The following is a 23,571-nucleotide window of genomic DNA, read 5'->3' on the forward strand; positions in this document are numbered from 1 at the left end:
GCTTTGACACTCATAAAAACGTAAATTTTCGTCAGGATTAAGGCTTGCAAAATGGCACGCAAAAGCATAAAAATACAAAAAATACGAATAAACATTCATTGAGGGTTGGCCGTGAAGGAACGTAGTACCGAGCTGGTTCAGGGGTTTCGCCATACCGTTCCCTATATCAATGCCCACCGGGGTAAAACCTTTGTCATCATGCTGGGTGGCGAGGCGATTGAGCATGAGAACTTCTCCGGCATCGTCAATGATATCGGCCTGCTTCACAGCCTGGGTATCCGTCTGGTGGTGGTCTATGGCGCCCGCCCGCAGATTGATGCCAGTCTGGCGCAGCAGCAGCTGGAGCCGGTTTATCATAAGTTTACCCGGGTGACCGACGCGCAATCCCTGGAGCTGGTGAAACAGGCTGCTGGCCGGCTGCAGTTAGATATTACGGCCCGCCTCTCGATGAGTCTGAACAACACGCCGCTGCAGGGTGCGCATATCAATGTGGTGAGCGGCAACTTCATCATTTCACAGCCGCTGGGCGTGGATGATGGCGTGGATTACTGTCACAGCGGCCGCATCCGTCGTATTGATGAGGCGGCGATTCATCGTCAGCTGGATAACGACGCCATTGTGCTGCTTGGCCCGGTGGCAGTTTCCGTGACCGGCGAGAGCTTTAACCTGACATCCGAAGAGGTCGCCACCCAGCTGGCGATCAAACTTAAAGCGGAAAAAATGATCGGCTTCTGCTCTGAGCAGGGCGTGCTGAACAGCGACGGCGAGATCATTTCCGAACTCTTCCCGAACGATGCGCAGGCCCGCATCGACGAGATTGAAAAGGAGGGTGACTACCTTTCCGGCACGGTGCGCTTCCTGAGGGGGGCGGTGAAAGCCTGCCGCAGCGGAGTCCGCCGCAGCCACCTGATCAGCTATCAGGAAGATGGCGCGCTGTTGCAGGAGCTCTTTTCTCGCGACGGTATCGGTACGCAGATCGTGATGGAGTCGGCAGAACAGATCCGCCGTGCCAACATCAACGACATTGGCGGCATCCTCGAACTGATCCGGCCGCTTGAGCAGCAGGGCATTCTGGTTCGCCGCTCACGCGAACAGCTGGAGATGGAGATTGATAAATTCACCATCATCCAGCGCGATAACCTGACCATCGCCTGTGCGGCACTCTATCCCTTTATGGATGAGAAGATTGGCGAAATGGCCTGTGTGGCGGTGCATCCGGACTATCGCAGCTCTTCACGCGGTGAGATGCTGTTGCAGCGTGTGGCGCTTCAGGCGCGCCAGATGGGGCTGGAAAAACTGTTCGTGTTAACCACCCGCAGCATCCACTGGTTCCAGGAGCGCGGCTTTACGCCGGTAGATATCGAGTCACTGCCGGAAAGTAAAAAAGAGATGTACAACTATCAGCGGCGCTCAAAAGTGCTGATGGCCGACCTCACCTGATGTTACCCCTCCGGGGGAGAGCGATCATGGATGTGAACTCTCCCCTCTCTTCTATCCTGCTGCGCTCAGTCGATCGACCAGACCACTGCGTCGCTGCGTCTGCAGCTGCACGGCGCGCTGAAACACACCCGGTTCGCTGTAGATGGTCAGCTGACGCCGCGCGCGCGTAATGGCGGTGTAGACCAGTTCGCGGGTCAGTACCGGCAGAGATTGAGTTGGCATGACCAGCGCAGTGTGGTCAAACTCCGATCCCTGTGATTTATGCACCGTCATGACCCAGGCGGTTTCATGTGAGGGTAAACGGCTCGGCTGAATCGCTTTGATCGTGCCATCCGGCAGCGGGAAAAAGACCCGGAGGTTGCCCTCATCATCACGCAGCGCAATGCCAATGTCGCCGTTAAACAGGCCGAGCGCGCTGTCATTGCGGGTGATCATCACCGGCCGCCCGGCATACCAGCGGCTGCCGATGCCAGGACGACGGAGGCGCTGCAACTGCATCAGCCGCTGTTCGATGCGCTGATTCAGCCCCTGTACGCCAAAGGGGCCGTCTCGCAGTGCACAGAGCAGCTGATAACGGCCAAACGCCGCAATCACCTCTGCGGGTGAGGCCTGCTCCCTGATCAGCTGCAGGAAAGGCTGATAACCGGCGGCGACCTCATCCAGCATCGCCTGATAGGCTTCCGCACTGTCCAGCGGCTGATAGCTGACATCCTCATAGGCCTCAGCAAACACCGCCCTGACCTCCTCCGCGTCACCACGATTGATGGCTTTTGCCAGCAGACCGATGCCGGATGAGGCGTCAAAACGGTAACTTTTCTGCAGCAGGCAGATGCTGTCGCGCACCGTCGGTGCCTGCAGATCGTCACTGCCCTGCAGGGTGCAACCGGTCAGCAGGGCAAGCTGTTCTGCCCGCGCCTGGCTGTAGCCACTTTCGGTACAGCGGCAGATGTCGCCCAGTACCGCCCCCGCCTCAACCGAGGCCAGCTGGTCGCGATCGCCCAGAAACACCACGCGGGCATGCGGCGGCAGCGCGGCAATCAGTTTGGCCATCATCGGCAAATCGACCATCGAGGCTTCATCCACCACCAGCACATCAAGATGCAGCCGGTTACCGGCATGATAGCGCAGGCGCTGGGTATCAGGTTGCGCGCCCAGCAGGCGATGCAGGGTCGTGGCTTCAGCAGGAAAACGCTGACGCTCTTCGTCACTCACGGCCAGATCCTGCAGTGCCCTGCCCAGAGATTCGGTCAGCCGCGCGGCAGCTTTACCGGTCGGGGCCGCCAGCTGGATCCGCAGCGCGCCGGGATGCAGACGAATCAGCGCCGCGAGCAGTTTCGCCACGGTGGTGGTTTTCCCGGTGCCGGGGCCGCCGGAGATCACCGCCGTCTTGCGGGTCAGCGCCACCGCCGCCGCAATCTTCTGCCAGTTTTCCGGCTGGTCACCAAACAGGCTGTTGAGCACCTCACCGGCGGCACGCATATCCAGCGCGGAGGTCATCTCCTGAGCGGCAAAAAAGTCGGCAACCCGGCCTTCGCTGTGCCACAGACGATGCAGGTAGAGACGCTGATTGCTCAGCACCAGGGGTGTCACCCGACTGCCGTCGCTGACCGCCGACCAGTCAGCAAGACGAGCTGACCAGTTATCGGGCGCACCAGCAGCCTGCCAGATCGCCTGAGCCAGTGCAGGCTGCCGGCCGGCGAACAGCCGGGCTTCACAGAGGTTGCTCAGCGGTAAACAGACGTGCCCTTCGCCCGCCTCGGCGCTGACGCAGGCCGCCGCGAGCAGCAGCGCAGGCTGTGATTCAGCAGCCACAAGGCGGGCAAACTGAATATCCAGCGGACGCAGGAGACGTTTGTCGACAGCCTGCAGCAGCAGACTCAGCATGTCACTCATCCTCTCTCTCCGTTCTTACCAAACAGTGCATCCATCTCCTCCACACACTCTGCGGAGGGGCGGGTAGCAAAAATGCCGTTGTCGGGCGAGCTGCCATCCATCCCGCGCAAAAACAGATAAAAGACGCCGCCAAAATCGCGATCGTAGCGGTAATCCGGCAGGCGATGGGTCAGATAGCGATGCAGCGCCAGCGTATAGAGCTGATACTGCAGATCGTAGCGGTGCCCGATCATCGCCTGCGCCATCGCCTCCTGGGTGTAAGCGCTGTGGCTTTCCCCCAGCCAGTTCGACTTGTAGTCGAGCAGATAATATTTTCCCTGCCAGCGGAAGACCAGATCGATAAAGCCCTTCAGCATGCCCCGCACCTGACGAAAATCCAGCGAGGCAGCCTGCTGAGAGAGGCTGTCGTGCCGCCGCAGCAGCGCATCCAGCCCGGCTGCCGTCAGCAGATTATCGATCGGCAGATAAAACGCCATCTCGATCAGCCGTTCGCTGCTTTTGATCGCCGACAGCGTCAGCCCCTCCGCGTTGAGCGGGGTCTCTAACACCCGCGCGATCCACGTCTCCAGCACCGGTAACCAGCTCAGCGGGTAGCCATTATGCTGCAGCTGATCTTCCAGCCAGATGCGGTCCGGCGGTTCAGTAAAGTCGATAGACTCAAACAGGCCGTGCAGAAACGTACCGGGTGCCGCACCGCGCGGAAAATGGTGCGGCGTCAGTGCCGTCTCTTCTCCGCTCTCCTCTTCGCCCGCCGCGTCAATATCGAAGCTGGGCAATGCGTCCAGCAGCGGCGAACTGTGGTGCTGCTGCAGGCCGGAATAACTGGTGACCCGCCAGACATCCGTTCGCGCCTGAGTAACGACGCGGCTGCTCAGGACGTCGTCGCCCGGCTGCGCATCCTGCCATCGTTCGCCGGGCAGCAGATCTGCCTCGACCAGCGCAATGCCCGTCCCGGTTAATGCCTGCAGAGAACGGCTGAGCTGCTGCGCATCGGCCGCCTCGCCTTTCTGAATCAGATAGCCGAGCGCGCTCTTGTGCAGATCGCTTTCGCCCTCTTTTTTACGCGTGCCTTTGATCAGCGGCGCAATCCCGACGCTGCAGTGATACACCGAGCGGGTCAGCGCCACATAGAGCAGGCGCAGATCCTCTGCCAGACGCTCCTCTTCCGCCAGCGCCAGGCTTTGTGCATCGCCCTGAACGTCCAGCAGAGCCGCAAAACTTTCGCGGTCGTGGTAAAGCGCACTGGCCGCTTCGCGAAATCCGGCAGCAAACGGAAGCCAGACCAGCGGGTATTGCAGCCCTTTCGATTTGTGGATGGTGATAATCTGCACCAGGTGGCGGTCGCTCTCCAGACGCAGCTGCTGGCTGGCGGCCTGGCTGTTCGGGCGGGCAATCTGCTGCGCCAGAAAACGCACCAGCGCGTGCGGGCTCTCCAGCTGCACTGAGGCTTCCTGCAGCAATTCCCCCAGATGCATCAGATCGGTCAGGCGCCGCTCTCCGTTCTCCGACGCCAGCATATTCTCCGCCAGCTGCCGTTTGATCATCACGTCGCGCAGCATCGGTAACACGCCGCGCTGGTGCCACAGCTGCTGCCAGACGGCAAACTGCTCGACCAGCGCATCCCAGTCGCGTTCATTCTGGCTCAGCGTTTCCAGCGTCGCCGCATCAATGCCAAAGATAGAGGTCGCCAGCGCGCTGCGCAGTAAGCGCTCCTGCTCCGGGGCCTGAATCGCCTGCAGCAGCCAGAGTAATTCACGCGCTTCCGGCGTGGTATAGACGCTGTCGCGGCTGGAGAGGTAGACCGAGGGGATCGCCAGCGCATTCAGCGTATCGCGGATTAAGGTGGCTTCATTGCGGCTGCGCACCAGCACCGTGATATCGGAAGCCCGCACCGGCTGCAGCGCCTCCCCTTTTCCTGCAAAGGCGCGCCCCTGCTGTCCGGCCACCAGCCAGCGGCTGATGTCGGCGGCACACTGCTGCGCCATAAACTGCTGATAATCACTGCTGCCGACGCCCTCACCGGGTTGCAGCCAGAAGCGTAACGCCGGTTGCGGCTGCCCATCATAAATCAGTTTCAGTGACTGATTGGGTGCCGCAGGCTGCACCGGCTGAAAAGGGATTGCCGAGAACAGGAACGGTGACTCAAGCTGCGAGAAGAGGCGGTTAACGCTTTCGACCATTTCCGGCGAAGAGCGCCAGTTCGTATCCAGCGTGTAGTGAGCACTGACTTCGTTTCTGGCCCGCAGATAGGTAAAGATATCCGCGCCGCGAAAGGCGTAGATCGCCTGTTTCGGGTCACCGATCAGAAACAGCGCCTGCTCCGGCTGATTCACATAGAGCGTGCGGAAAATACGATATTGCTGCGGGTCGGTATCCTGGAATTCGTCAATCAGGGCGACCGGGAAACGCGCCCGGATGGTTTCCGCGAGCAGAACCCCGCCAGGCTGTTGCAGCGCCTCATCCAGCTTACTGAGCAGGTCGTCAAAACCTAACAGCGCCCGCAACCGCTTCTCGCGCTGAACCGTGGCGCGCACATCGATCAGCGCCTGAGCAATGATCACATCCCGCAGCGACAGCGGCTCTGCCAGAAACTGGTCGATGGCCTCAAACAGGGCGTGGCGTGGTGCTTCACCCTTTTTGGTTTTCTCCTCCAGCACCTGCTGGCCAAACCGCTCCAGCTCCTTCGGCAGCTGATAATCCAGCGTCTCACTGCTGGCCCACTGGGTGACTCTGGCGACCCAGTTGGGCAGATGTTTACTGCTGTAGCTGCGCTTATCCACGCCTGAGGCGCTGATGATGCCTTCAACGTCGCGACTCAGCGCCTGCCACTGCTGTTTGATGGCGTTGATGCGCGCCAGATTGCGGGCATGGCGGGAGGCCAGCGTCTCATCGGCCGCGGGCGGTCGTTTCAGTCCTGGCGTTTCGCCCTGGAGCCAGGGACGCAGCGTGTTCAGCAGGCTGTCCGGCCCGCTCCACTCTGCGGCGATAATCCGCGCCACATCCAGCGACAGCGGATAGCACTGGCGACGCCAGAAGTCGGCGGCGGACTGCTTCAGCAGCGCCTGCTCATCTTCGATCAGCTCCTGCTCAAACAGCATGCCCGACTCAAACGCATTCAGATTGAGCATCCGCTGACAGAAGCCGTGGATGGTAAAGATGGCGGCTTCATCCATCTGCCTTTCGGCGGCCAGTAGCTGCGCCGCGGCCTGACTCAGATCCGGCATCTGCTCCAGTAATCGCTGATGCATCGGATTGCTGCTTTTGCCCCGGATACAGGCCAGACGCAGCTGGTGGATGTTCTCGCGGATACGGCCGCGCAGCTCGGCGGTGGCGGCCTCGGTAAAGGTCACCACCAGAATCTCTTCAACCGAGAGCGGCCGGCTGTAGGCGTTTTCTTCACCCAGCCCCAGCAGCAGGCGCAGATAGAGCAGGCCAATGGTAAAGGTTTTTCCGGTGCCGGCAGACGCCTCAATCAGCCGCTCACCCCTGAGCGGCAGCGTTAAAGGATTCAGCGATACGGGGGGTAACTGCGTCATTGGGTCTCACTCTTTACCGGCAGCGACTGCTGCAACTGCGCCACTTCATCCCAGGTTTTCCAGCCAGGCTGCCGGGCATAGTCAATTTTGCCATTGTTACTGCCCGCAATCTGCGAGGTCATGACCATGCCATTATGTTCGATAACCGCCTTGCGGAAAAAGTCTGCCACGCTGGCCGGGGTGAGCAGCTGCACCTGCTCTATCACTTTCTGCCGGGTATCAAACGTCTCATTCTGACGATCGAAGTCACGGCTGTAACGATCGGCTTCTTCATCCAGCGTCTGGGGACGCTGCTGCAGGTCATTGATCATCGCCTGCTGATACTGCGCAAAATCGGCCTGGCTCATGTTGCGCAGACGTTTTTCCGCCTCGGGATAGAACGCCTGGTAACGCTGCAGCAGCCAGTCGGGTTGCCGGCTGTTACTCTGCAGCAGGAAGCCAACGCCCCACTGTCGGCCGACCGGCATCTGGAAGGCAAATACCGCATAGCCGAGCTGCTCTTTTGTGCGCAGCTGATTGTAGAACCACGGCTGCACGATCTGGCTCAGCATGGAGCTGTTGGCCATGCTCTGATATTCGCTGTAGCCCAGCGGAATATAGAGCGCGGCAAGCGCCGAGTCGGTACTGCTGCCCGGCTGCTGCAGATTGGCCTTCAGCGGTTTATCGAACGAGACATACTGACTCTGCCAGTCGCGGGTCGCGTGACTCTGCATCTGCTGTTTAAGTTCATGTCCCAGCTGCGTCACGCTGTCTGCACTGAGGTTGCCGACCACCAGCATCTCTGGCGTCGCATCGCGGAACAGCGCGTCGCGGTAAGCCGTCACCTCATCAAGCATGATTGTGCTGACCAGTCTGCGGCGCGTCTCGCGCTGGGTATAAGGCAGCTGAGAGAGCATCTGCATCGGCTGAATCGCCTGTTCAAACGCCTTGCCCTTTTCCGCCGCCTCCAGCCGCTCCAGATACCAGGATTTTGCCTGCGCCAGTTGCTGCTCTGTCGGCTGGAAGTGGGCATACCCTTCGACCAGTTTCTTCAGCAGCACCGGCAGGCGCTGCGTGAAGCCGCTGGCATTGAACACCAGACCTTCATCTTCACCGGTTGAAAAGCTGATGCCGCCCACCGAAGCCTGCGAATTAAGCTCGTCCAGCGCCAGGCTGGAGAGGTAGTCATTCAGGCCGAACAGCACCTGCTGACGCGCATCGCTGATGGCGTGCCTGTTGCGTAAGGCCAGGGTGATCGCCGCCTTTGGCTCGCGGGCATAATAGCGGCTGGGCATCCAGTAAATGCGCATGCCGTCATCATTAGCCAGTCTGACCGGATGCTGCCAGGTTTTACCGTCAGCGGGCAGCAGCGTGAAGTCGTCCGGAATATAGGGGTTCAGCGCAGGCATTGCCAGCGCGATCTGACTGGCGCGCTGCTGCCAGTCAGCAAAGGTCTGCGGCGTGATTTTCTCTGCCTGATAAGGCGCGTCCACAAAGTAGGCTTTTTTGTTGTGCGGCTCCTGCGGGCTGATGTACCAGATACGCGCACGTTGCGGCGTCATCTCCTGCAGGCGGGCAGCGATCGCGGCGGCATCGTACTGATCGGCCAGGTAAGGCGCATCCAGCGTGTGTTCCACCGGCACCCGCAGCATGGTGTCGGCCAGCCACTCAATGTAATCCATATCGCGGGTGATAGAGGGATAGCGGAAGTCGAGCGCCAGTACGTGAGAGACCTCATCGAAATAGCGCTTATCGTCGCCCTGCTGACGCAGCAGACTGATGTAGCTGAATACCGCCGCCACCACTTCATCACGCTGCGCCAGGCCTTTATCCGTCAGGGAGACCGTAATGGCAAACACGCCGCTGTTACGTTCGGTCATCGGGTCGGCGCCGGCATTGACACCGTCCGCCAGCCCCTGCTTCTGCAGCCAGTCGGTCAGCGTATTTTTGCTGCGGTTACTGATTAAGTAGCTGATCAGCGTGTCCGTTTTACTGCGAAAACGATCGCTGTTGTTCCCGATGCGGAATTCAATTTTGAGCTGCTTGCGCGGCTGGGCGGGCACATAGTGAATGATGATGCCCTGCTGCGCATCGGTGACCACCGGCACGTTAATCTCCGGCACGCTGGCATGGTGATTTTTGATGCGGCCAAAGGTTCTGGCCGCAATCGACGCCATCTCCGGCAGCGGTTTGTTGCTGTAGATGACCGCCTTCATCAGGTTAGCGGAGTAATGCGTGTGGTAGAAGTCCAGTAGCGCCTGGTGCAGTTTACTGCCCGGCTTATCTTTCAGGGTCTCTAAATTACCGCCAGAAAAACGCGACGCCGGGTGTGCCGGGTTCAGGGTTTCGGCGCCGACCTGAGCCATGCGCAGGCCATCACGCGCGCGCGCCATGGTCAGCTCGGCATTGACGGCGTGACGCTCGCGGTCAGCGTTGACCGGATCCAGCAGCGGTGCCGCTACGGCATCCGCCAGGCGGTCGACCGCCGGTTCCAGCGCCGCATTTTCCACTTCCAGATAAAAGGCGGTGCGATAAGAGGCGGTGCTGGCATTGTGGCTGCCACCATGCTTTTTCAGGAACTCGGCCAGGTTGTCCGGCTGCGGGTAGCGCTTTGAGCCCATCAGCACCATATGTTCGAGGTAGTGAGCCAGTCCCGCCTGCTGATCGGGATCGTCCAGCGATCCAATCGGCAGCGTCAGCGCCGCCAGCGATTTCGGTGCCACCGGATCGGATACCAGCAATACCGTCAGTCCGTTATCGAGACGGATGGCCTGATAGTTTCGGGGGTCCTGGTCACTTTTGCGAATGGTGTCGTTAACTGGCTGCCAGCCTGCAGATGTCTGCGCCAGGGCTGTGCAAGCCACCAGGCTCAACAGTAGTGCCGCTATCCAGCGTGCGTGTAGCCGCATGTAAACCCCTCTTGTTTCCCGATAAGCCGCCAATTACTGACGCGGCGGCTCAAAGCCAGGCAAAAATTTCTGTGTGTGTAGTCAGTCTGCAAAATGCGATCTGACCTGCTATTCATCATCCTGATGTGCGGCCAGCACCGGCAAATACCAGCGCTGCGCCGCCTCAGTGATCTGCTGCAGTTGCGCCTCATCCAGCACGCGGCAGAGCCGCTGCAGATAGGGGTCGCTGCCTTCACCCTCCACCTGGTAGCTGCCAGACCAGGCCGTCAGCAGGCGATTGCGCGCCTTCAGCTGCGTGGCCTCATCCGTGAGTAACTGCTGGCTCTTTTTGTCGTAGCTGGCGGTCAGCCACGCACCGCCACTTTTGCTGAGCAGCATCAGCGGCTGACACAACCCGTCGAGGTAACCGGCGATATAGTCATTCAGGGCGGCCATCGCCTCTGACTGCGGCACGGCAGGAAAACACCAGCGGCTCTGCTGGCGGCCATACATACGGCTGCTGCCGGTGCCGCCCAGCGCGCAGTAAATCAGATGCTCCAGCCAGAGCAGCAGGCCATCGTTCATGTTGAGGACGCCAGGCCGCCAGCGCAGGAGCCCGTCGCTCTGCACCTGCGTCAGCCAGCCGGTTAAGCTGACCTGCTCCAGTTGCAGATTCACTTCCCAGCTCTCGCCGTCGCTGCGCTGGTTCACCACTTCCGCCGCCACTTCCTGCATCTCATCACGCTGCGCCTGCCAGAAAAGTTCGCCAAATGCGCCGTAAGGCAGATTACCGGCGGCACGATGGTGCGCATAGAGCCGCTGGGTATCCTCACCTTCGACCAGGGCATTCAGCAACTGGGCATTGATCTGATAACGCTCCAGGTTGTCGAGCGCAAAAGGTTCGCTGTCGGGCAGCTCATCCTCCTCCAGCCAGAAGCTCACGCCGAGACGCTGGTGGAACCAGGCGCGAACCGGGTGCCGCCAGAAGCGCAGAAAGGCCTCTAAGGTGAGCGCATCAATGTCCGGGGCCGTCAGCGGCTGGACAAATTCGGGTTGCGGCTGCCCCGCCCCCTGGGCGGCAGGCAGCCACTCGCGGGCGAAGCTCTGCAGTCTGGCGGCAGGCTGGAAGTTCTCAGCGGCAAACGGCATCCTGCTGTTGAGGTGCTGCAGATGCGCCCGTACCCGTCCGGCACTCTCATCCAGCTCCAGATGACCATCCCCCTCCAGGTAAAAACTCTGTCCGATGTAATCCAGCAGTTCTGTGACCAGCACCGAGGGATAGCGTTCCGTATTATCCTGAATCGCCCGGCCGATATAGCTGATGTAGAGCTGCTGCTGAGCGGAGAGCATCGCCTCAAGAAACAGGTAACGGTCATCATCACGGCGGCTGCGGTCGCCTTTACGGGACTGCTGCTGCATCAGATCAAAGCCTAACGGCGCAAGCGTGCGCGGATAGACGCCGTCGTTCATCCCCAGCAGACAGACCAGCTGGAACGGTATTGAACGCATCGGCATCAGGGTACAGAAGTTGATCTGCCCGGCCAGAAAGCGCTGGCTGATGCGCTGCTGATCGAGCCGGCTGCGCAGGTCGTCGCGCAGCAGCGCCACCGGGATCGCCTCCTCAAACCGCGCATCCATTCCGTACTGAATCAGTTGCTGCCACTGCTCTTCCACCAGCAGTAAAGCGGCCTCGGTTTCCGCGTCAGGCGTGAAGAAGGCGTTCAGCAGTTCCCGGCACATCGGCAGCCACTCCGCCAGCGGGCGGGGTTCCGCCAGCCGCTCACGCCAGTGATTCAGCCGCGCGAGCAGCTCAGCCAGATGGCCCGCCAGTTCCCCCACCAGGCCACTCGACTCGTCATAAGGCAGAATCCCCTCCCAGTCGCCGTTGTGGCTCTCCATCGCATAACCCAGCAGCATACGCTGCAGGCCAAAGCGCCAGGTGTGCTGGCCGGTAATCGGCAGTGAGAGGGCTTCAACGCTGGCATCATCCAGCCCCCAGCGAACGCCTGACTCGCTGACCCAGCGCCGCAGCAAACGCAGGCCGCTTTCATCAATGGCGAAGTGGGACGCCAGCGCCGGCACATCCAGCAGCGCCAGCACATCTTCTGAGACAAAACGGCTGTCCGGCAGCGCCAGCAGATGCAGAAACGCCACGATGGCCGGATGCGCCTGACTGGCCCGCCGGTCTGAAATCGCAAAAGGCAGATAGCGATCGGCGGGCGCATTGGCGAACACGGCCTGAATGAACGGTGCGTAAGCGTCGATGTCGGCCACCATCACAATAATGTCGCGTGCTTTCAGCGTCGGATCAGCCTCCATCATCGCCAGCAGATGATCCTGCAGCACCTCAACTTCGCGCTGCGCACTGTGGCAGACCTGCACCACGATCGAACGATCCGCCGGATCGAGGAGGCGCTTGCGATCGCTGTGCGCCAGTTCCGCCGCGTTCAGCCCGATGATGGCACTGTCCTGCAGATTGAGAAGATCGTACTGCATACAGTGCAGCAGGTTGTCCGGCTCTACATCCACAAAGGCATCAATGTCGTCGCTGGCATCCATCTGGCTGAGCAGAAAGAGGTTGTCACGCCCCAGCTTGCCCCAGGAGGCCAGCAGCGGATTCGTCAGTTGCTGTTCACCGGCTTCGTTAAACAGCTGCGGCGCCTGCTCTGCGTCCCGGAACAGTCCACGCGCCGCCTCAGCGTCATGGCGGCGGCGCTGACGGCTTTGCAGCTTCGCCAGGAAGGCATAGTCCTGAATGTCGCCCCAGTAGTCGCGGCAGGGATTGGTAAACAGCAGGTGGATGTCGATGTGACGTCCCAGCGCCTGCAGCGCCTGCAGATAGATCGGCGGCAGTGCGGAGATACCACAGATAAAGACCCGCCTGGGCAGGTTTTCCGGCGTGCTCTTCGCCTGCTCCAGCGTGCGGATAAATCGCGCATAGAGATTCGCGCGGTGCCATTCCGGCTGTCGCAGCGTGCGGGTGTAGCTCACCAGATCGCGCCACAGGGCGGCCTGCCAGCGCTGCGCTTCGCCCAGCCCGTCGATACTTTCGCCGCGCTCCCAGCTGTTAAGCCAGTCAGCGCGATAGACCAGATACTGGTCAAACAGATCCGCCACACGGGAGCTGAGCTGAAACAGTTTGCGCTTGTCGCCGTCGTCATGGAGATAGTGACGTAAGGAGGTAAACTCCTCCTGCTCCAGCATCACCGGCAGCCGGTGCATCAGCTTCCAGCTCATGCTGGCCTTACTGAAGGCACTCTCTACCGGGATGTCGGGCAGCACGCGCACGAACATCTCCCAGATGAAACTGGCGGGCAGCGGAAATTCGATGTTGGCTGCAATGCCAAAGGTCTGCGCCAGCTCCATCTGCAGCCACTGCGCCATACCCGGACTCTGCACCAGTATCATTTCTGACGCGAAAGGGTCATCAAGAGGATCATGTTTAATCACCGCAGCCGCGAGAATCTTCAGCACATCAAGCTGATTTGAGTGATAGACGTGAAACATGACAACTCCTGTGGTAACTCAGAACATGACTGCGGTATTGCGGCCCTGTCACTTTACCGCGTATCGCTGTTGAAACCCATCAAAAGGGCGTCCCGCAGGCGTTAACATCGCAGTCGGCTCAGGGAGGCATGACGCCCGAAGGGACCGGTGACGTCGGCCCGTTCCAGCATGCAGCCCGCGGGCCCCGGCTGCTGTTGCAGCGTGGATTGCCAGCCCGCAACCTCATGCCCCGCCAGGCGCTGTTCAGCGACGTACCAGGCCTCCTGCTGCGCCCACTGCTGACTGAATCCCCGCGCCAGAGCGCGATGATAGTGCAACAGCGTGCTGCTGCTTAATGCCATCAGCAACAGAGCAAATAACACCTCTGGCAGTGAGAAGCCTGCGCCTTTACAGACAGGCGGCGGGAGGTGTGAGCGGGCAGTAGTCAATCCAGCCGTGCGGCAACGCGCGGATCTGATTGTCCCGTAACCGGACCCACTGCCAGACCGCCATGCCACTGCCGCTGGCTTCTCCTTTAAGCAGACCTTCATCTTTTTTACTCCGTTGCAGGCAGCTGACCCAGCCCTGACGCACCTCCTGCTGACAGCCTGAATCCGCATGCGCTGACCAGCTCAGCGTTAAGCCCCATTGCAGCGCAGACTGCGCCCGCCAGAAATCCTGGATAAACTGCTGTTCATCCGCCAGCACGCGTATACCCTGCTCTGACAGCCTGCGGCTGGCGTGCAGCGCCACGCTGCCCATCACCATGATCATCAGAACCATGCCCAGCGCGCTGCTGCCTCGCTGCTTCACAGGTTCTCTTCTTCTACCCAGCGCTCTGTCATTTCGTGCCAGCGTCCGGCCCGCCCCTGCAGCGTGATCCTGATCTGTCCGCCCTGCCGGCTGACGCTGAACTGCTCCACGCGCATAAACGCGGGGTCGGAGAGCCGCTCCCAGCCCGCAGAGTGACACTGGTCCACACCCCGCTGCATCTCCAGTTGCTGCTGTCGCAGGCGATAGCCGTAATAGTCACTTTCAGCATGGCCGACCCCTTCCCACTTTCCATTGCTGTTTTCATCCCAGCGCAGCAGCAGGCAGTTCTCCTGCAGAGTGAGTGCGCCACTGCCGCACTCGCCGTGACAGTAACCGGCACGCCGCACCGCCTTTTCCAGGGTGGCCATCATCTGCTGTAACTCCTGACGCAGCTGTGCCCGCTGCAGCATCCCAGCGTTCTCTGTCAGCAGCCGCGGCAGAAAGCGCCCGGCACTCAGCATCACAACCGCGCTGATGGCCAGGGCGACCAGCATCTCCGGCAGGCTGAATCCGGCGACTTTCAACGGCAGTTCTCCTCATCGTTCAGGCAAAGACGGATACGGGCTCTGGCGGAGATAATCAGCCAGATGCGCCCGGCAGCATTGCCCAGCTCAATGCTGCCCGCCCTGGCAACATTACGACGACCATAGAAGCCCGGTTCACCACGCAGCCTGTACAGCGTTACCCCGGCATGGGGAGCGATGAAATGGAGCCGTTTTCCGCCGTCACAACCGGTCGCAGGCAGGCGGCCTGCCCCGATACACCAGGGGCTGCCCGGCTGCGACCACAGGATCAGGTCACGGTTTTGCCGGTTGGCCTGCGCACGCAGCCGCAACAGGAAGCCCTGCAGTTGCTGTGCGCTGTCGCGCAGTTGCTGCCGCTGTTGCCAGCGCTGCCAGCCATGCAGTGCGGCAAGGCTCAGCATGCCGGCAATCACCATCACCAGCAGCAGCTCCGGCAGGGTAAAACCCCGAACGTTTGCACTTTTCATGGCATCAGACTGGCGGGAATGAGCGGGTGAGACAAGCCGCAGCGTCACGGGCTGGAGAGGCTGTCGCAGAGAACCGGCGTGACAGACAGGCAATCTCAGGAAGCGTGCGCGCGATGCCGCAGATGTTCCGGACAACAGGTAAAAAAAAGCCCCGGCGGAGTGCGCCAGGGCTTGATGTTTATCGCGGGTCAGATGGCGACGGGGGCTTTGATCGCAGGATGCGGATCGTAGCCTTCAATCTCAAAATCGTCGAACCGATAGTCAAACAGTGACGCCGGTTTGCGTTTGATAACAAGCTTCGGCAGCGGACGCGGTTCACGGGTCAGCTGCAGACGCGCCTGCTCCAGATGATTGCTGTAGAGGTGCGTGTCACCGCCGGTCCAGACGAAGTCGCCGACCTCCAGATCGCACTGCTGCGCCACCATATGCACCAGCAGCGCATAGCTGGCGATATTAAACGGCAGGCCCAGGAAGATGTCGCACGAGCGCTGATAGAGCTGGCAGGAGAGCTTGCCGTTCGCCACATAGAACTGGAAGAAAGCATGGCAGGGTGCCAGCGCCATCTGGCTCAGTTCGCCGACGTTCCAGGCTGAAACGATGATCCGGCGTGAGTCGGGATCGCGCTTCAGCTGCTCCATCACCTGGCTTAACTGGTCAATTTCCTGACCGCTGGCCGTTCCCCAGCTGCGCCACTGTTTGCCATACACCGGGCCGAGATCGCCCTGCTCATCGGCCCACTCATCCCAGATGGAGACCTTGTTATCTTTCAGATAACCGATGTTGGTCTCCCCTTTCAGGAACCACAGCAGCTCATGAATGATCGAGCGGATGTGGCATTTCTTGGTGGTGACCAGCGGAAAACCATCCTGCAGATTGAAACGCATCTGGTGACCAAAAATTGAAAGCGTACCGGTGCCGGTACGGTCAGCTTTTGGCGTGCCTTCGTTCAGCACATGCTGCATCAAATCCAGATACTGTTTCATTTTTCCTCGCGAAATTGTGGCTGCGGGCGACGACGATACGCCCAGATCATCATAATTATACCGGCAATAATCATCGGCACAGAGAGGATCTGTCCCATACTGATACCGCCTTCAAACAGGCCCAGCTGAGCATCCGGCTGGCGGAAGAACTCAACGATAATGCGGAATGCGCCATAGCCGATCAGGAACAGGCCAGACACGCTGCCCATCGGACGGGGCTTACGGATAAACAGGTTCAGGATGATGAACAGCACTACGCCTTCCAGCGCCAGCTCATACAGCTGCGAGGCATGACGTGGCAGCACGCCGTAGGTGTTGAGCAGCGCCTGATATTGCGGATTGGTGGCGGCCAGTGCCACATCTTCGCTGCGGGAGCCGGGGAACAGCATCGCATAGCGGAAGTTCGGATCGACACGACCCCAGAGTTCGCCGTTGATGAAGTTACCGAGACGCCCGGCACCCAGACCAAACGGGATCAGCGGTGCAATAAAGTCGGAGACCTGGAAGAAATTACGTTTAGTCCGGCGGGCAAAAATCAGCATCACCACAATCACCCCGATCAGGCCACCGTGGAATGACATGCCGCCATCCCAGACTTTGAACAGATAGAGGGGATTTTCCAGGAAAAGCGGCAGGTTGTAGAACAGCACATATCCAATGCGTCCACCCAGGAAGACGCCCAGGAAACCCGCGTAAAGCAGGTTCTCAACTTCCTCTTTTTTCCAGCCGCTGCCAGGTTTGTTAGCACGGCGTACCGCCAGCCACATGGCGAAAACAAAGCCCACCAGATACATCAGACCGTACCAGTGAAGCGAAACCGGTCCAATCGAGAAGATCACCGGATCGAACTGCGGAAATGCAATATAGCCGTTATTCATCTTTCACCGTCTATTTTTCTACCCTGAAAAGGGGCGTTGTCAGGCACATAAATTAAGGCTGCGCATCATAGCACAGCCGGTTTTTTGAATTGTCGTGCAAATGTAAACACGAATAACGCGCTGAGGCAGAACGTGAAGAGCGTGAGCACCCGTCCGGGACAGGACGAAAATTCAGCCTGTCAGGATGGCGCTTAGCGTCCGCCGCGAATCAGGCCACCCAGGCCACGCCGCTCCATAAAGGCCGACACCAGATGGCGCACTTCGGTGGCGGTATGCGCATTCATTCCCTGCTCGCTGAGCTTCTGCGTTTCTTCGTGATCCAGATGACGCAGCAGATATTTCACCCGCGGGACATTTTTTCCGTTCATGCTGAGATGGCGATACCCCAGCCCGATCAGCAGCGCCACGCACATCGGATCGCCTGCCATTTCACCACACAAACACAGTTCAAGATTCGCGAGACGGGCTTCCTGCGCGATGGCATTCAGCGCGCGCAGCATCGCCGGATGCAGCGAGTCGTACAGGTTCGCGACGCGGGTATTGTTGCGGTCTACCGCCAGCAGATACTGCGTCAGGTCGTTGGTGCCGACCGAGATAAAATCGATCCGCGACGCCAGATGCGGGATCATAAACAGCATGGAAGGCACTTCGATCATCACCCCAATGCGCGGCGCGGGGATCGGGTAGCCCAGCATCTCCTCCACTTCGCGACCGGCGCGATCGATCAGCCGTTTCGCGTCGTCGATCTCGTCGATGTGACTGATCATCGGCAGCAGAATGCTGAGATTGCCGGATGCCGCATTGGCGCGCAACATGGCGCGCACCTGCACCAGAAAAATTTCTGGCTGATCGAGCGTCAGGCGGATGCCGCGCCAGCCCAGGCAGGGGTTCTCTTCACTGATCGGCATATAGGGCAGCTGCTTATCCGCCCCGACGTCCAGCGTTCGCAGCGTGACCGGCTTGTTGTGAAACAGCTGCAGCATGCCCTGATACTGCGCCACCTGCTCCTCTTCCGACGGGAAACCGTTCTGCAGCATAAACGGAATTTCGGTGCGATAAAGCCCGATGCCATCCACCCAGCTGCCGAGCGCCTGCTCATGCTCCGGGCTTAATCCGGCATTGAGCATCACCTGCACCCGCTCGCCACTTTTCAGTTCGCCCGGCTGATCGACAACCCCTTCTGCCATCCTGCTCAGCGCATTCTCTTCGCTGATCAGGCGCTGATACTCCTGCACCAGCACCGGCTCAGGATCGATCAGCAGCTCACCGCGATAGCCATCGACAATCAGCAGACGTTTGTTGAGCTGATGCGGCTGGATATCCGCGCCCATCACGGTCGGGATCCCCATCGCCCGGGTCAGGATTGCCGCATGGGAGTTGGCTGCACCATCCCGCACCACCACGCCTGCCAGCCGCTCCTGCGGCAGCTCAGCCAGGGTCGTTGCGGTCAGCTCATCGGCCACCAGCACGAAGCGTTCCGGCCAGGCATTGGTGCCGACCAGCGAGTCATCAAGGTGAAACAGCAGACGCTGGCCCAGCACCCGCAGATCGCCTGCGCGTTCACGCAGATAGTTATCCGTCAGGCTGGCGAACTGCTTAGCAAACTTCTCGATCACCTGTCTGACCGCCCACTCGGCGACCGATCCGCGTTCGATCTCATCGAACAGATCTTTCTTCAGCCGGGCATCGGTCAGCAGGTGGGAGTAGAGGTCGAAAATGGCCGCGCTCTCTTTCTGTGCGCTGGCGCTGAACCGTTTACTGAAGCGGCGAAATTCACTCGCGGCTTCGGTCATGGCGATTGACAGTCGCTCGCGCTCACGCTGCACATCCAGCGTGGAGGCGGCGGAAACCTGATCGAGCAGCGGCTGCGTCTCATCGACCCAGCCTGGTGCCACCGCCACGCCAGGCGCGGCCGCAATCGCGCGCACCCGCGTCTGCCGGAACTGACCAAACAGCTGACCCATCTGAGACTGCGACAGCAACGCCGCCATCTGGGTCGCCAGGGTGACCAGAAACGACTCTTCGCTTTCATCAAACTGACGGTGTTCGCGCTGCTGCACCACCAGCACGCCAAGAAGCTGACGACGGCTGATAATGGGCACGCCGAGGAAGGAGCGATAGCGCTCCTCTTTCACTGCGGGGATATATTTGAAGCTGGGGTGACTCTGGGCGTCCGCAAGGTTAATCGGCTCGGCCAGACGGCCCACTAAACCGACGATCCCCTCGTCAAACGCCAGCGTCACAGTGCGGCCACGCGGTTTTTTGAGTCCGCGCGTCGCCATCAGGTAATAGCAGCGACGATCGTGGTCGGCGAGGTAAACGGAACAGACTTCCGTTTCCATCGCCAGACAGATCTCATTGACCAGAATGTCGAGTGCTTCATTGAGACGCGGCGCACTCGCCACTTTTTCTACAATTTCGCGCAACTGAGTGAGCATAAAGGGCGTGGCCTATCCTCTCTTACGTCGATGGGCAGGATTGTTTCGCTGCCCCGCACTCTCCTGCATAGACATCACCACGCCAGCGAATTCCTTCATCACCCGGCGGTAGACGTCGCGTTTAAAGGAGACAACCTGACGCACCGGATACCAGAAACTGACCCAGCGCCAGCCATCGAACTCCGGCGTGCTGCTGTGCTGCACATTGATATCCGCGTCATTACACATTAACTGCAGAAGAAACCACTTTTGTTTCTGGCCGATACATACCGGCTTTGTGTCCCAACGCACCAAACGTTTTGGCAACTTGTAACGCAGCCAGTTACGGGTAGAGGCAAGTATTCGGACATCTTTCCGGTGCAATCCGACCTCTTCAAACAGTTCGCGATACATCGCCTGTTCTGCGGTTTCACCGGGATTGATGCCTCCCTGAGGAAATTGCCAGGAGTGCTGTCCAAAGCGCCTGGCCCATAACACTTGTCCCTGCCGGTTACAGATTACGATACCAACATTCGGGCGGTAGCCATCATCATCGATCACCGGACTACCTCAAAGCAAAATTTGAATAAGCTGATTGTTTCACACTCCTTACAGGCGGTAAACCACTGGATTCATGGGGGGTTGCGCCGTCTCTGTCGGGATAACTCACAGAAAATGGTAAAGTTATGAACAGTAATCAGAAAAATGATCGATCTTATTCACCTTTTCTGTGGATAGCTTTGTGCAGAACACGGGAGTTAACTGAATAACCTTTTCAGCGCACTCTGAACCGCTGAAAAGAGCCCGCATTTTATGCCATTGATTTAAAACATAATAACTTTAAGTTCGCCACGTTAATGCGTTTCCTGGCAGGCGGATAAATTCACGCCCGCTGACAATCGGTTAAAATATCACCACACCGCTTTTTATCCACAGAGAATCGCTCAGGGTTAGGCCAGAGCGACGAAATTATGGTCAGATCGTGAAAAGTCAAGGCTGTAAATGGAACCAGTACCGCATCGGGAAGGGGGTTATCCCATTTTTCTGTGGATAACCGGGCTGGAGATCCTGTTCATTGTTGCGGGTAAGCCGGGATAACCCTGGCAGCCTGAGGGTGACATCCTGTGGATCCACTAAAAAAAGCACGATCTATCATGTTATTATCGAAGCCCGATAGGGTTTATTTCAGCCGCACAGGTTACCCTCTTTTTATTGTTCAAATTTTAACCAGCAAGAGTTATCAACATGAGTCACCCACCAGGCCCGCCTGAAAATGAAGCCAGCCTGCTGGCCCGGGCGCAGGAGTTAGCCGGATTAACACTGGAAACGCTGGCCGCTCGCGCCGGGCTGCCCATGCCTGCCGATCTTAAACGCGATAAAGGCTGGGTCGGGATGCTGCTGGAGTGGCATCTGGGTGCCAGCGCAGGCAGCAAAGCGGAGCAGGACTTTGCCCATCTGGGTATCGAACTGAAAACTATTCCGATTGATGCACAGGGCAAACCGCTGGAAACCACCTTTGTCTGCGTCGCCCCCCTGACCGGTAACAGCGGCGTGACCTGGTCGAACAGCCACGTGCGGCACAAGCTGGCGCGGGTGTTATGGATCCCGGTAGAGGGCGAGCGTGAGATTCCACTGCGGCATCGCCGTGTCGGCGCGCCGCTGTTGTGGAGCCCCGATGCAGAGGAGGAGGAGATGCTGCGTCAGGACTGGGAGGAGCTGATGGATATGATCGTGCTGGGTCGCGTTGAGCAGATCACCGCCCGGCATGGCGCCTGGCTGCAGATTCGACCCAAGGCCGCCAACAGTAAAGCGCTGACGGAGGGCATTGGCGATCAGGGCCAGCCGATCATGACCCTGCCGCGCGGTTTCTATCTGAAGAAAAGTTTCACCGGCCCCCTGCTGGCGCGTCATTTTCTTCTCTGAACTCCCCCGCCCTGGCGGAAATGTCGCAATTTTGTGGGTGATCGGTGCAGCCATTGCGTATAATCGCCGTTTACTTTTCGTTTAGGATTGAATGTCGGTATGTTTGAGTGGATTTCCGATCCCAACGCCTGGCTGGCGCTGGGCACCCTGACCATCCTTGAGGTGGTGCTGGGTATTGATAACATCATTTTCCTGTCACTGGTGGTCGCGAAACTGCCTAAGCACCAGCAGGCCAGCGCCCGTCGCATTGGCCTGATGGGCGCAATGCTGATGCGTCTGGCCTTACTGGCCTCAATCGCATGGGTTGCCCGTCTGACTAATCCGCTGTTTACGCTGCTGGATCACCCCTTCTCGGCGCGCGATCTTATCCTGCTGTTCGGTGGCCTTTTCCTGCTGTGGAAATCGAGCATGGAGATCCATGAAACGATTGAAGGCGGCGAAGGGGAACACAATACCCGCGTTCACTCCTTCCTCGGCGCGATTGTGCAGATCATGATGCTCGACATTATTTTCAGCCTGGACTCCGTTATCACCGCCATCGGCCTCTCCGATCATCTCTTCATTATGATGGCGGCAGTCGTGATCGCGGTGCTGCTGATGATGTTCGCGGCGCGGGTTATCGGTGAGTTTGTCGATCGCCATCCGTCAGTGAAAATGCTGGCCCTCTCTTTCCTGATTCTGGTCGGTTTTACCCTGATTCTGGAGAGTTTTGCGGTCCACGTACCAAAAGGTTACATCTATTTCGCCATGTTCTTCTCAATGGCGGTTGAGTGCCTTAACCTGATGCGCAGTAAGAAAAAGCCCGCCTGATAAAGTCAAGGGCGAGCCTGCTCGCCCGGATACTTTCAGAATTCTGCGATTAATCCTGCCGGCAAAACCATTTATTACTACACTTTTTGCACTTGACGATTTGTGAGGGGAAGGCGTGATGAAAGGGCTGGCAGGATTAGCAGCGGTAGTGATAACCGCAGCGTTATTAAGCGGATGCAGTTCAGATTATGTGATGGCGACCAAAGATGGCCGCATGATTATGACCGAAGGCAAGCCGAGCATTGATAAAGAGACCGGCCTGGTGGAATACACCGATCAGTCAGGTCACGCAGTGCAGATTAACAGCGATGAGGTTTCAACGATCATTGAACGTTAAGTGCCTGATTTAATCATCTGCCACCCATTCTGCGCTGGCAGATGATTTCCCCGATTTTTCCCCCTTCCTTCCCCGCCATGGCTCGCGCTATAGTCCCTCAGGACACAACATTCCATTCGCTCTATTCCCGATAAAGAAAAGGAAGCTGGCAATGCACTATCATCGTATTCCCCACAGCACGCTGGAAGTGAGTCAGCTGGGGTTGGGCACCATGACGTTCGGCGAACAGAACAGCGAAGCTGACGCGCATGCTCAACTGGATTTGGCTATCCGTTCCGGCATCAACTTTATTGATACTGCCGAGATGTATCCGGTGCCACCGCGCCCGGAAACCCAGGGTCTGACCGAACAATACATTGGCAGCTGGCTGAAACAGCGCGGCAGCCGCGACAAAATCATTCTGGCCAGTAAAGTCGCCGGCCCTTCCCGTGGCAACGACGCCTCAATCCGTCCGGACATGGCGCTGGATCGCAAAAACATCCGTGCCGCCCTCGACGCCAGCCTGAAACGGCTGAACACCGACTATCTGGATCTCTACCAGCTGCACTGGCCGCAGCGCCAGACTAACTTTTTTGGCAAGCTCGGCTACCAGTACAGCGAAACCACCGCGCAGGTGACCCTGCTGGAGACCCTGGAGGCGCTGACCGAACAGGTGCGGGCAGGAAAGATTCGCTATATCGGGGTCTCGAACGAAACGGCGTGGGGGGTAATGCGCTATCTGCAACTGGCGGAGAAGCATGAGCTGCCGCGCATCGTCAGCATTCAGAACCCCTACAGTCTGCTGAACCGCAGTTTTGAAGTGGGTCTGGCCGAAATCAGCCAGCATGAGGGCGTTGAACTGCTCGCCTATTCGAGCCTGGCGTTTGGTACGCTGAGCGGTAAATATCTGAATGGCGCGCAGCCTGCGGGCGCACGCAACACCCTGTTCAGCCGCTTCACCCGCTACAGCGGTGAGCAGTCACAGCAGGCAATTGCTGAGTATGTGGCGCTGGCCCGACAGCATCAGATTGACCCGTCGCAGATGGCCCTCGCCTATGTGCGTCAGCAGCCATTTGTCGCCAGCACGCTGCTGGGTGCCACCACCCTTGAGCAGCTGCAGACAAATATCGACAGCTTCAATCTGACCCTGAATGCCGAGATTCTGGAAGGGATTGAGGCGATTCACCGTCGTTTTACCTACCCGGCTCCCTGAGTGCG

17 protein-coding genes are annotated in these 23,571 nt (G+C 59.0%); 5 read left to right on the top strand and 12 right to left on the bottom strand.

Features of this window, described 5'->3' with window-relative positions; genetic code table 11:
• The first annotated feature begins 111 nt into the window (after nt 1–111).
• Nucleotides 112–1,440: an amino-acid N-acetyltransferase gene (argA, locus tag F3I47_RS15285; protein ID WP_009087010.1), complete on the top strand. Its 1,329-nt coding sequence runs from the start codon at nt 112–114 to the stop codon at nt 1,438–1,440.
• A 51-nt stretch (nt 1,441–1,491) separates the two neighbouring features.
• Here the strand turns inward: argA and recD are convergent, their stop codons facing one another.
• The 12 genes from recD to rppH form a co-directional block, all read right to left on the bottom strand.
• A complete protein-coding gene (recD, locus tag F3I47_RS15290; RefSeq protein ID WP_058958013.1) occupies nt 1,492–3,333 on the bottom strand; it encodes an exodeoxyribonuclease V subunit alpha in 1,842 nt (613 codons plus the stop codon).
• Entirely contained in the window at nt 3,330–6,869 is a 3,540-nt protein-coding gene (recB, locus tag F3I47_RS15295) for an exodeoxyribonuclease V subunit beta (RefSeq protein WP_150030176.1), read from the bottom strand. Before recB ends, recD begins: the two co-directional genes overlap by 4 nt.
• Nucleotides 6,866–9,757, bottom strand: a complete 2,892-nt coding sequence (gene ptrA / locus F3I47_RS15300) for a pitrilysin (RefSeq protein WP_150030175.1) — start codon at nt 9,755–9,757, stop codon at nt 6,866–6,868. The genes recB and ptrA overlap by 4 nt, the downstream gene beginning before the upstream one ends.
• A 108-nt stretch (nt 9,758–9,865) precedes the next feature.
• On the bottom strand, nt 9,866–13,243 hold the full coding sequence (gene recC, locus F3I47_RS15305) for an exodeoxyribonuclease V subunit gamma (RefSeq protein WP_150030174.1): 3,378 nt from the start codon (nt 13,241–13,243) through the stop codon (nt 9,866–9,868).
• A gap of 101 nt (nt 13,244–13,344) precedes the next feature.
• Entirely contained in the window at nt 13,345–13,584 is a 240-nt protein-coding gene (locus F3I47_RS15310; RefSeq protein ID WP_033736452.1) for a prepilin-type N-terminal cleavage/methylation domain-containing protein, read from the bottom strand.
• A 46-nt stretch (nt 13,585–13,630) separates the two neighbouring features.
• Nucleotides 13,631–14,035 (bottom strand): DUF2509 family protein, encoded by a 405-nt coding sequence (locus F3I47_RS15315; protein WP_150030173.1) that lies wholly within the window; start codon nt 14,033–14,035, stop codon nt 13,631–13,633.
• A complete protein-coding gene (locus F3I47_RS15320; RefSeq protein WP_190311365.1) occupies nt 14,032–14,559 on the bottom strand; it encodes a prepilin peptidase-dependent protein in 528 nt (175 codons plus the stop codon). The genes F3I47_RS15315 and F3I47_RS15320 overlap by 4 nt, the downstream gene beginning before the upstream one ends.
• The gene (locus F3I47_RS15325; RefSeq protein WP_150030171.1) at nt 14,556–15,026 is read right to left on the bottom strand and encodes a prepilin-type N-terminal cleavage/methylation domain-containing protein; all 471 of its coding nucleotides are present in this window, start codon (nt 15,024–15,026) and stop codon (nt 14,556–14,558) included. The genes F3I47_RS15320 and F3I47_RS15325 overlap by 4 nt, the downstream gene beginning before the upstream one ends.
• A 188-nt stretch (nt 15,027–15,214) precedes the next feature.
• Nucleotides 15,215–16,009 carry a thymidylate synthase gene (gene thyA / locus F3I47_RS15330; protein WP_150030170.1) on the bottom strand — a complete coding sequence of 265 codons (795 nt, stop codon included), beginning with the start codon at nt 16,007–16,009 and terminating at the stop codon, nt 15,215–15,217.
• Nucleotides 16,006–16,887: a prolipoprotein diacylglyceryl transferase gene (gene lgt / locus F3I47_RS15335; protein WP_009087037.1), complete on the bottom strand. Its 882-nt coding sequence runs from the start codon at nt 16,885–16,887 to the stop codon at nt 16,006–16,008. The genes thyA and lgt overlap by 4 nt, the downstream gene beginning before the upstream one ends.
• 191 nt (nt 16,888–17,078) lie before the next feature.
• Nucleotides 17,079–19,325 (bottom strand): phosphoenolpyruvate--protein phosphotransferase, encoded by a 2,247-nt coding sequence (gene ptsP / locus F3I47_RS15340; protein ID WP_009087039.1) that lies wholly within the window; start codon nt 19,323–19,325, stop codon nt 17,079–17,081.
• Nucleotides 19,326–19,337: 12 nt separating this feature from the next.
• A complete protein-coding gene (rppH, locus tag F3I47_RS15345; protein WP_009087042.1) occupies nt 19,338–19,865 on the bottom strand; it encodes an RNA pyrophosphohydrolase in 528 nt (175 codons plus the stop codon).
• A gap of 684 nt (nt 19,866–20,549) precedes the next feature.
• Between rppH and mutH the strand changes: the two genes are divergently transcribed.
• From mutH to F3I47_RS15370, 4 genes are all read left to right on the top strand, one after another.
• Nucleotides 20,550–21,227 carry a DNA mismatch repair endonuclease MutH gene (gene mutH / locus F3I47_RS15355; protein WP_058958022.1) on the top strand — a complete coding sequence of 226 codons (678 nt, stop codon included), beginning with the start codon at nt 20,550–20,552 and terminating at the stop codon, nt 21,225–21,227.
• 99 nt (nt 21,228–21,326) lie between these two features.
• Nucleotides 21,327–22,037 carry a TerC family protein gene (locus F3I47_RS15360; protein ID WP_046102486.1) on the top strand — a complete coding sequence of 237 codons (711 nt, stop codon included), beginning with the start codon at nt 21,327–21,329 and terminating at the stop codon, nt 22,035–22,037.
• 118 nt (nt 22,038–22,155) lie between these two features.
• Nucleotides 22,156–22,374, top strand: a complete 219-nt coding sequence (locus F3I47_RS15365; protein ID WP_009087047.1) for a YgdI/YgdR family lipoprotein — start codon at nt 22,156–22,158, stop codon at nt 22,372–22,374.
• Between the two features lie 151 nt (nt 22,375–22,525).
• Nucleotides 22,526–23,566: an NADP(H)-dependent aldo-keto reductase gene (locus F3I47_RS15370; RefSeq protein WP_009087049.1), complete on the top strand. Its 1,041-nt coding sequence runs from the start codon at nt 22,526–22,528 to the stop codon at nt 23,564–23,566.
• Nucleotides 23,567–23,571 lie beyond the last annotated feature (5 nt).

Origin of the sequence: Pantoea sp. M_10 (assembly GCF_008631515.1) — a bacterium.
Lineage (GTDB): Bacteria > Pseudomonadota > Gammaproteobacteria > Enterobacterales > Enterobacteriaceae > Pantoea > Pantoea anthophila.

What these genes read in the sequence shown, in the direction of transcription:
- recD (WP_058958013.1), bottom strand. Translation starts at nt 3,333, where the DNA reads ATGAGTGACATGCTGAGTCTGCTGCTGCAGGCTGTCGACAAACGTCTC.
- recB (WP_150030176.1), bottom strand. Translation starts at nt 6,869, where the DNA reads ATGACGCAGTTACCCCCCGTATCGCTGAATCCTTTAACGCTGCCGCTC.
- ptrA (WP_150030175.1), bottom strand. Translation starts at nt 9,757, where the DNA reads ATGCGGCTACACGCACGCTGGATAGCGGCACTACTGTTGAGCCTGGTG.
- recC (WP_150030174.1), bottom strand. Translation starts at nt 13,243, where the DNA reads ATGTTTCACGTCTATCACTCAAATCAGCTTGATGTGCTGAAGATTCTC.
- F3I47_RS15310 (WP_033736452.1), bottom strand. Translation starts at nt 13,584, where the DNA reads ATGGCATTAAGCAGCAGCACGCTGTTGCACTATCATCGCGCTCTGGCG.
- F3I47_RS15325 (WP_150030171.1), bottom strand. Translation starts at nt 15,026, where the DNA reads ATGAAAAGTGCAAACGTTCGGGGTTTTACCCTGCCGGAGCTGCTGCTG.
- thyA (WP_150030170.1), bottom strand. Translation starts at nt 16,009, where the DNA reads ATGAAACAGTATCTGGATTTGATGCAGCATGTGCTGAACGAAGGCACG.
- lgt (WP_009087037.1), bottom strand. Translation starts at nt 16,887, where the DNA reads ATGAATAACGGCTATATTGCATTTCCGCAGTTCGATCCGGTGATCTTC.
- ptsP (WP_009087039.1), bottom strand. Translation starts at nt 19,325, where the DNA reads ATGCTCACTCAGTTGCGCGAAATTGTAGAAAAAGTGGCGAGTGCGCCG.
- mutH (WP_058958022.1), top strand. Translation starts at nt 20,550, where the DNA reads ATGAGTCACCCACCAGGCCCGCCTGAAAATGAAGCCAGCCTGCTGGCC.
- F3I47_RS15360 (WP_046102486.1), top strand. Translation starts at nt 21,327, where the DNA reads ATGTTTGAGTGGATTTCCGATCCCAACGCCTGGCTGGCGCTGGGCACC.
- F3I47_RS15365 (WP_009087047.1), top strand. Translation starts at nt 22,156, where the DNA reads ATGAAAGGGCTGGCAGGATTAGCAGCGGTAGTGATAACCGCAGCGTTA.
- F3I47_RS15370 (WP_009087049.1), top strand. Translation starts at nt 22,526, where the DNA reads ATGCACTATCATCGTATTCCCCACAGCACGCTGGAAGTGAGTCAGCTG.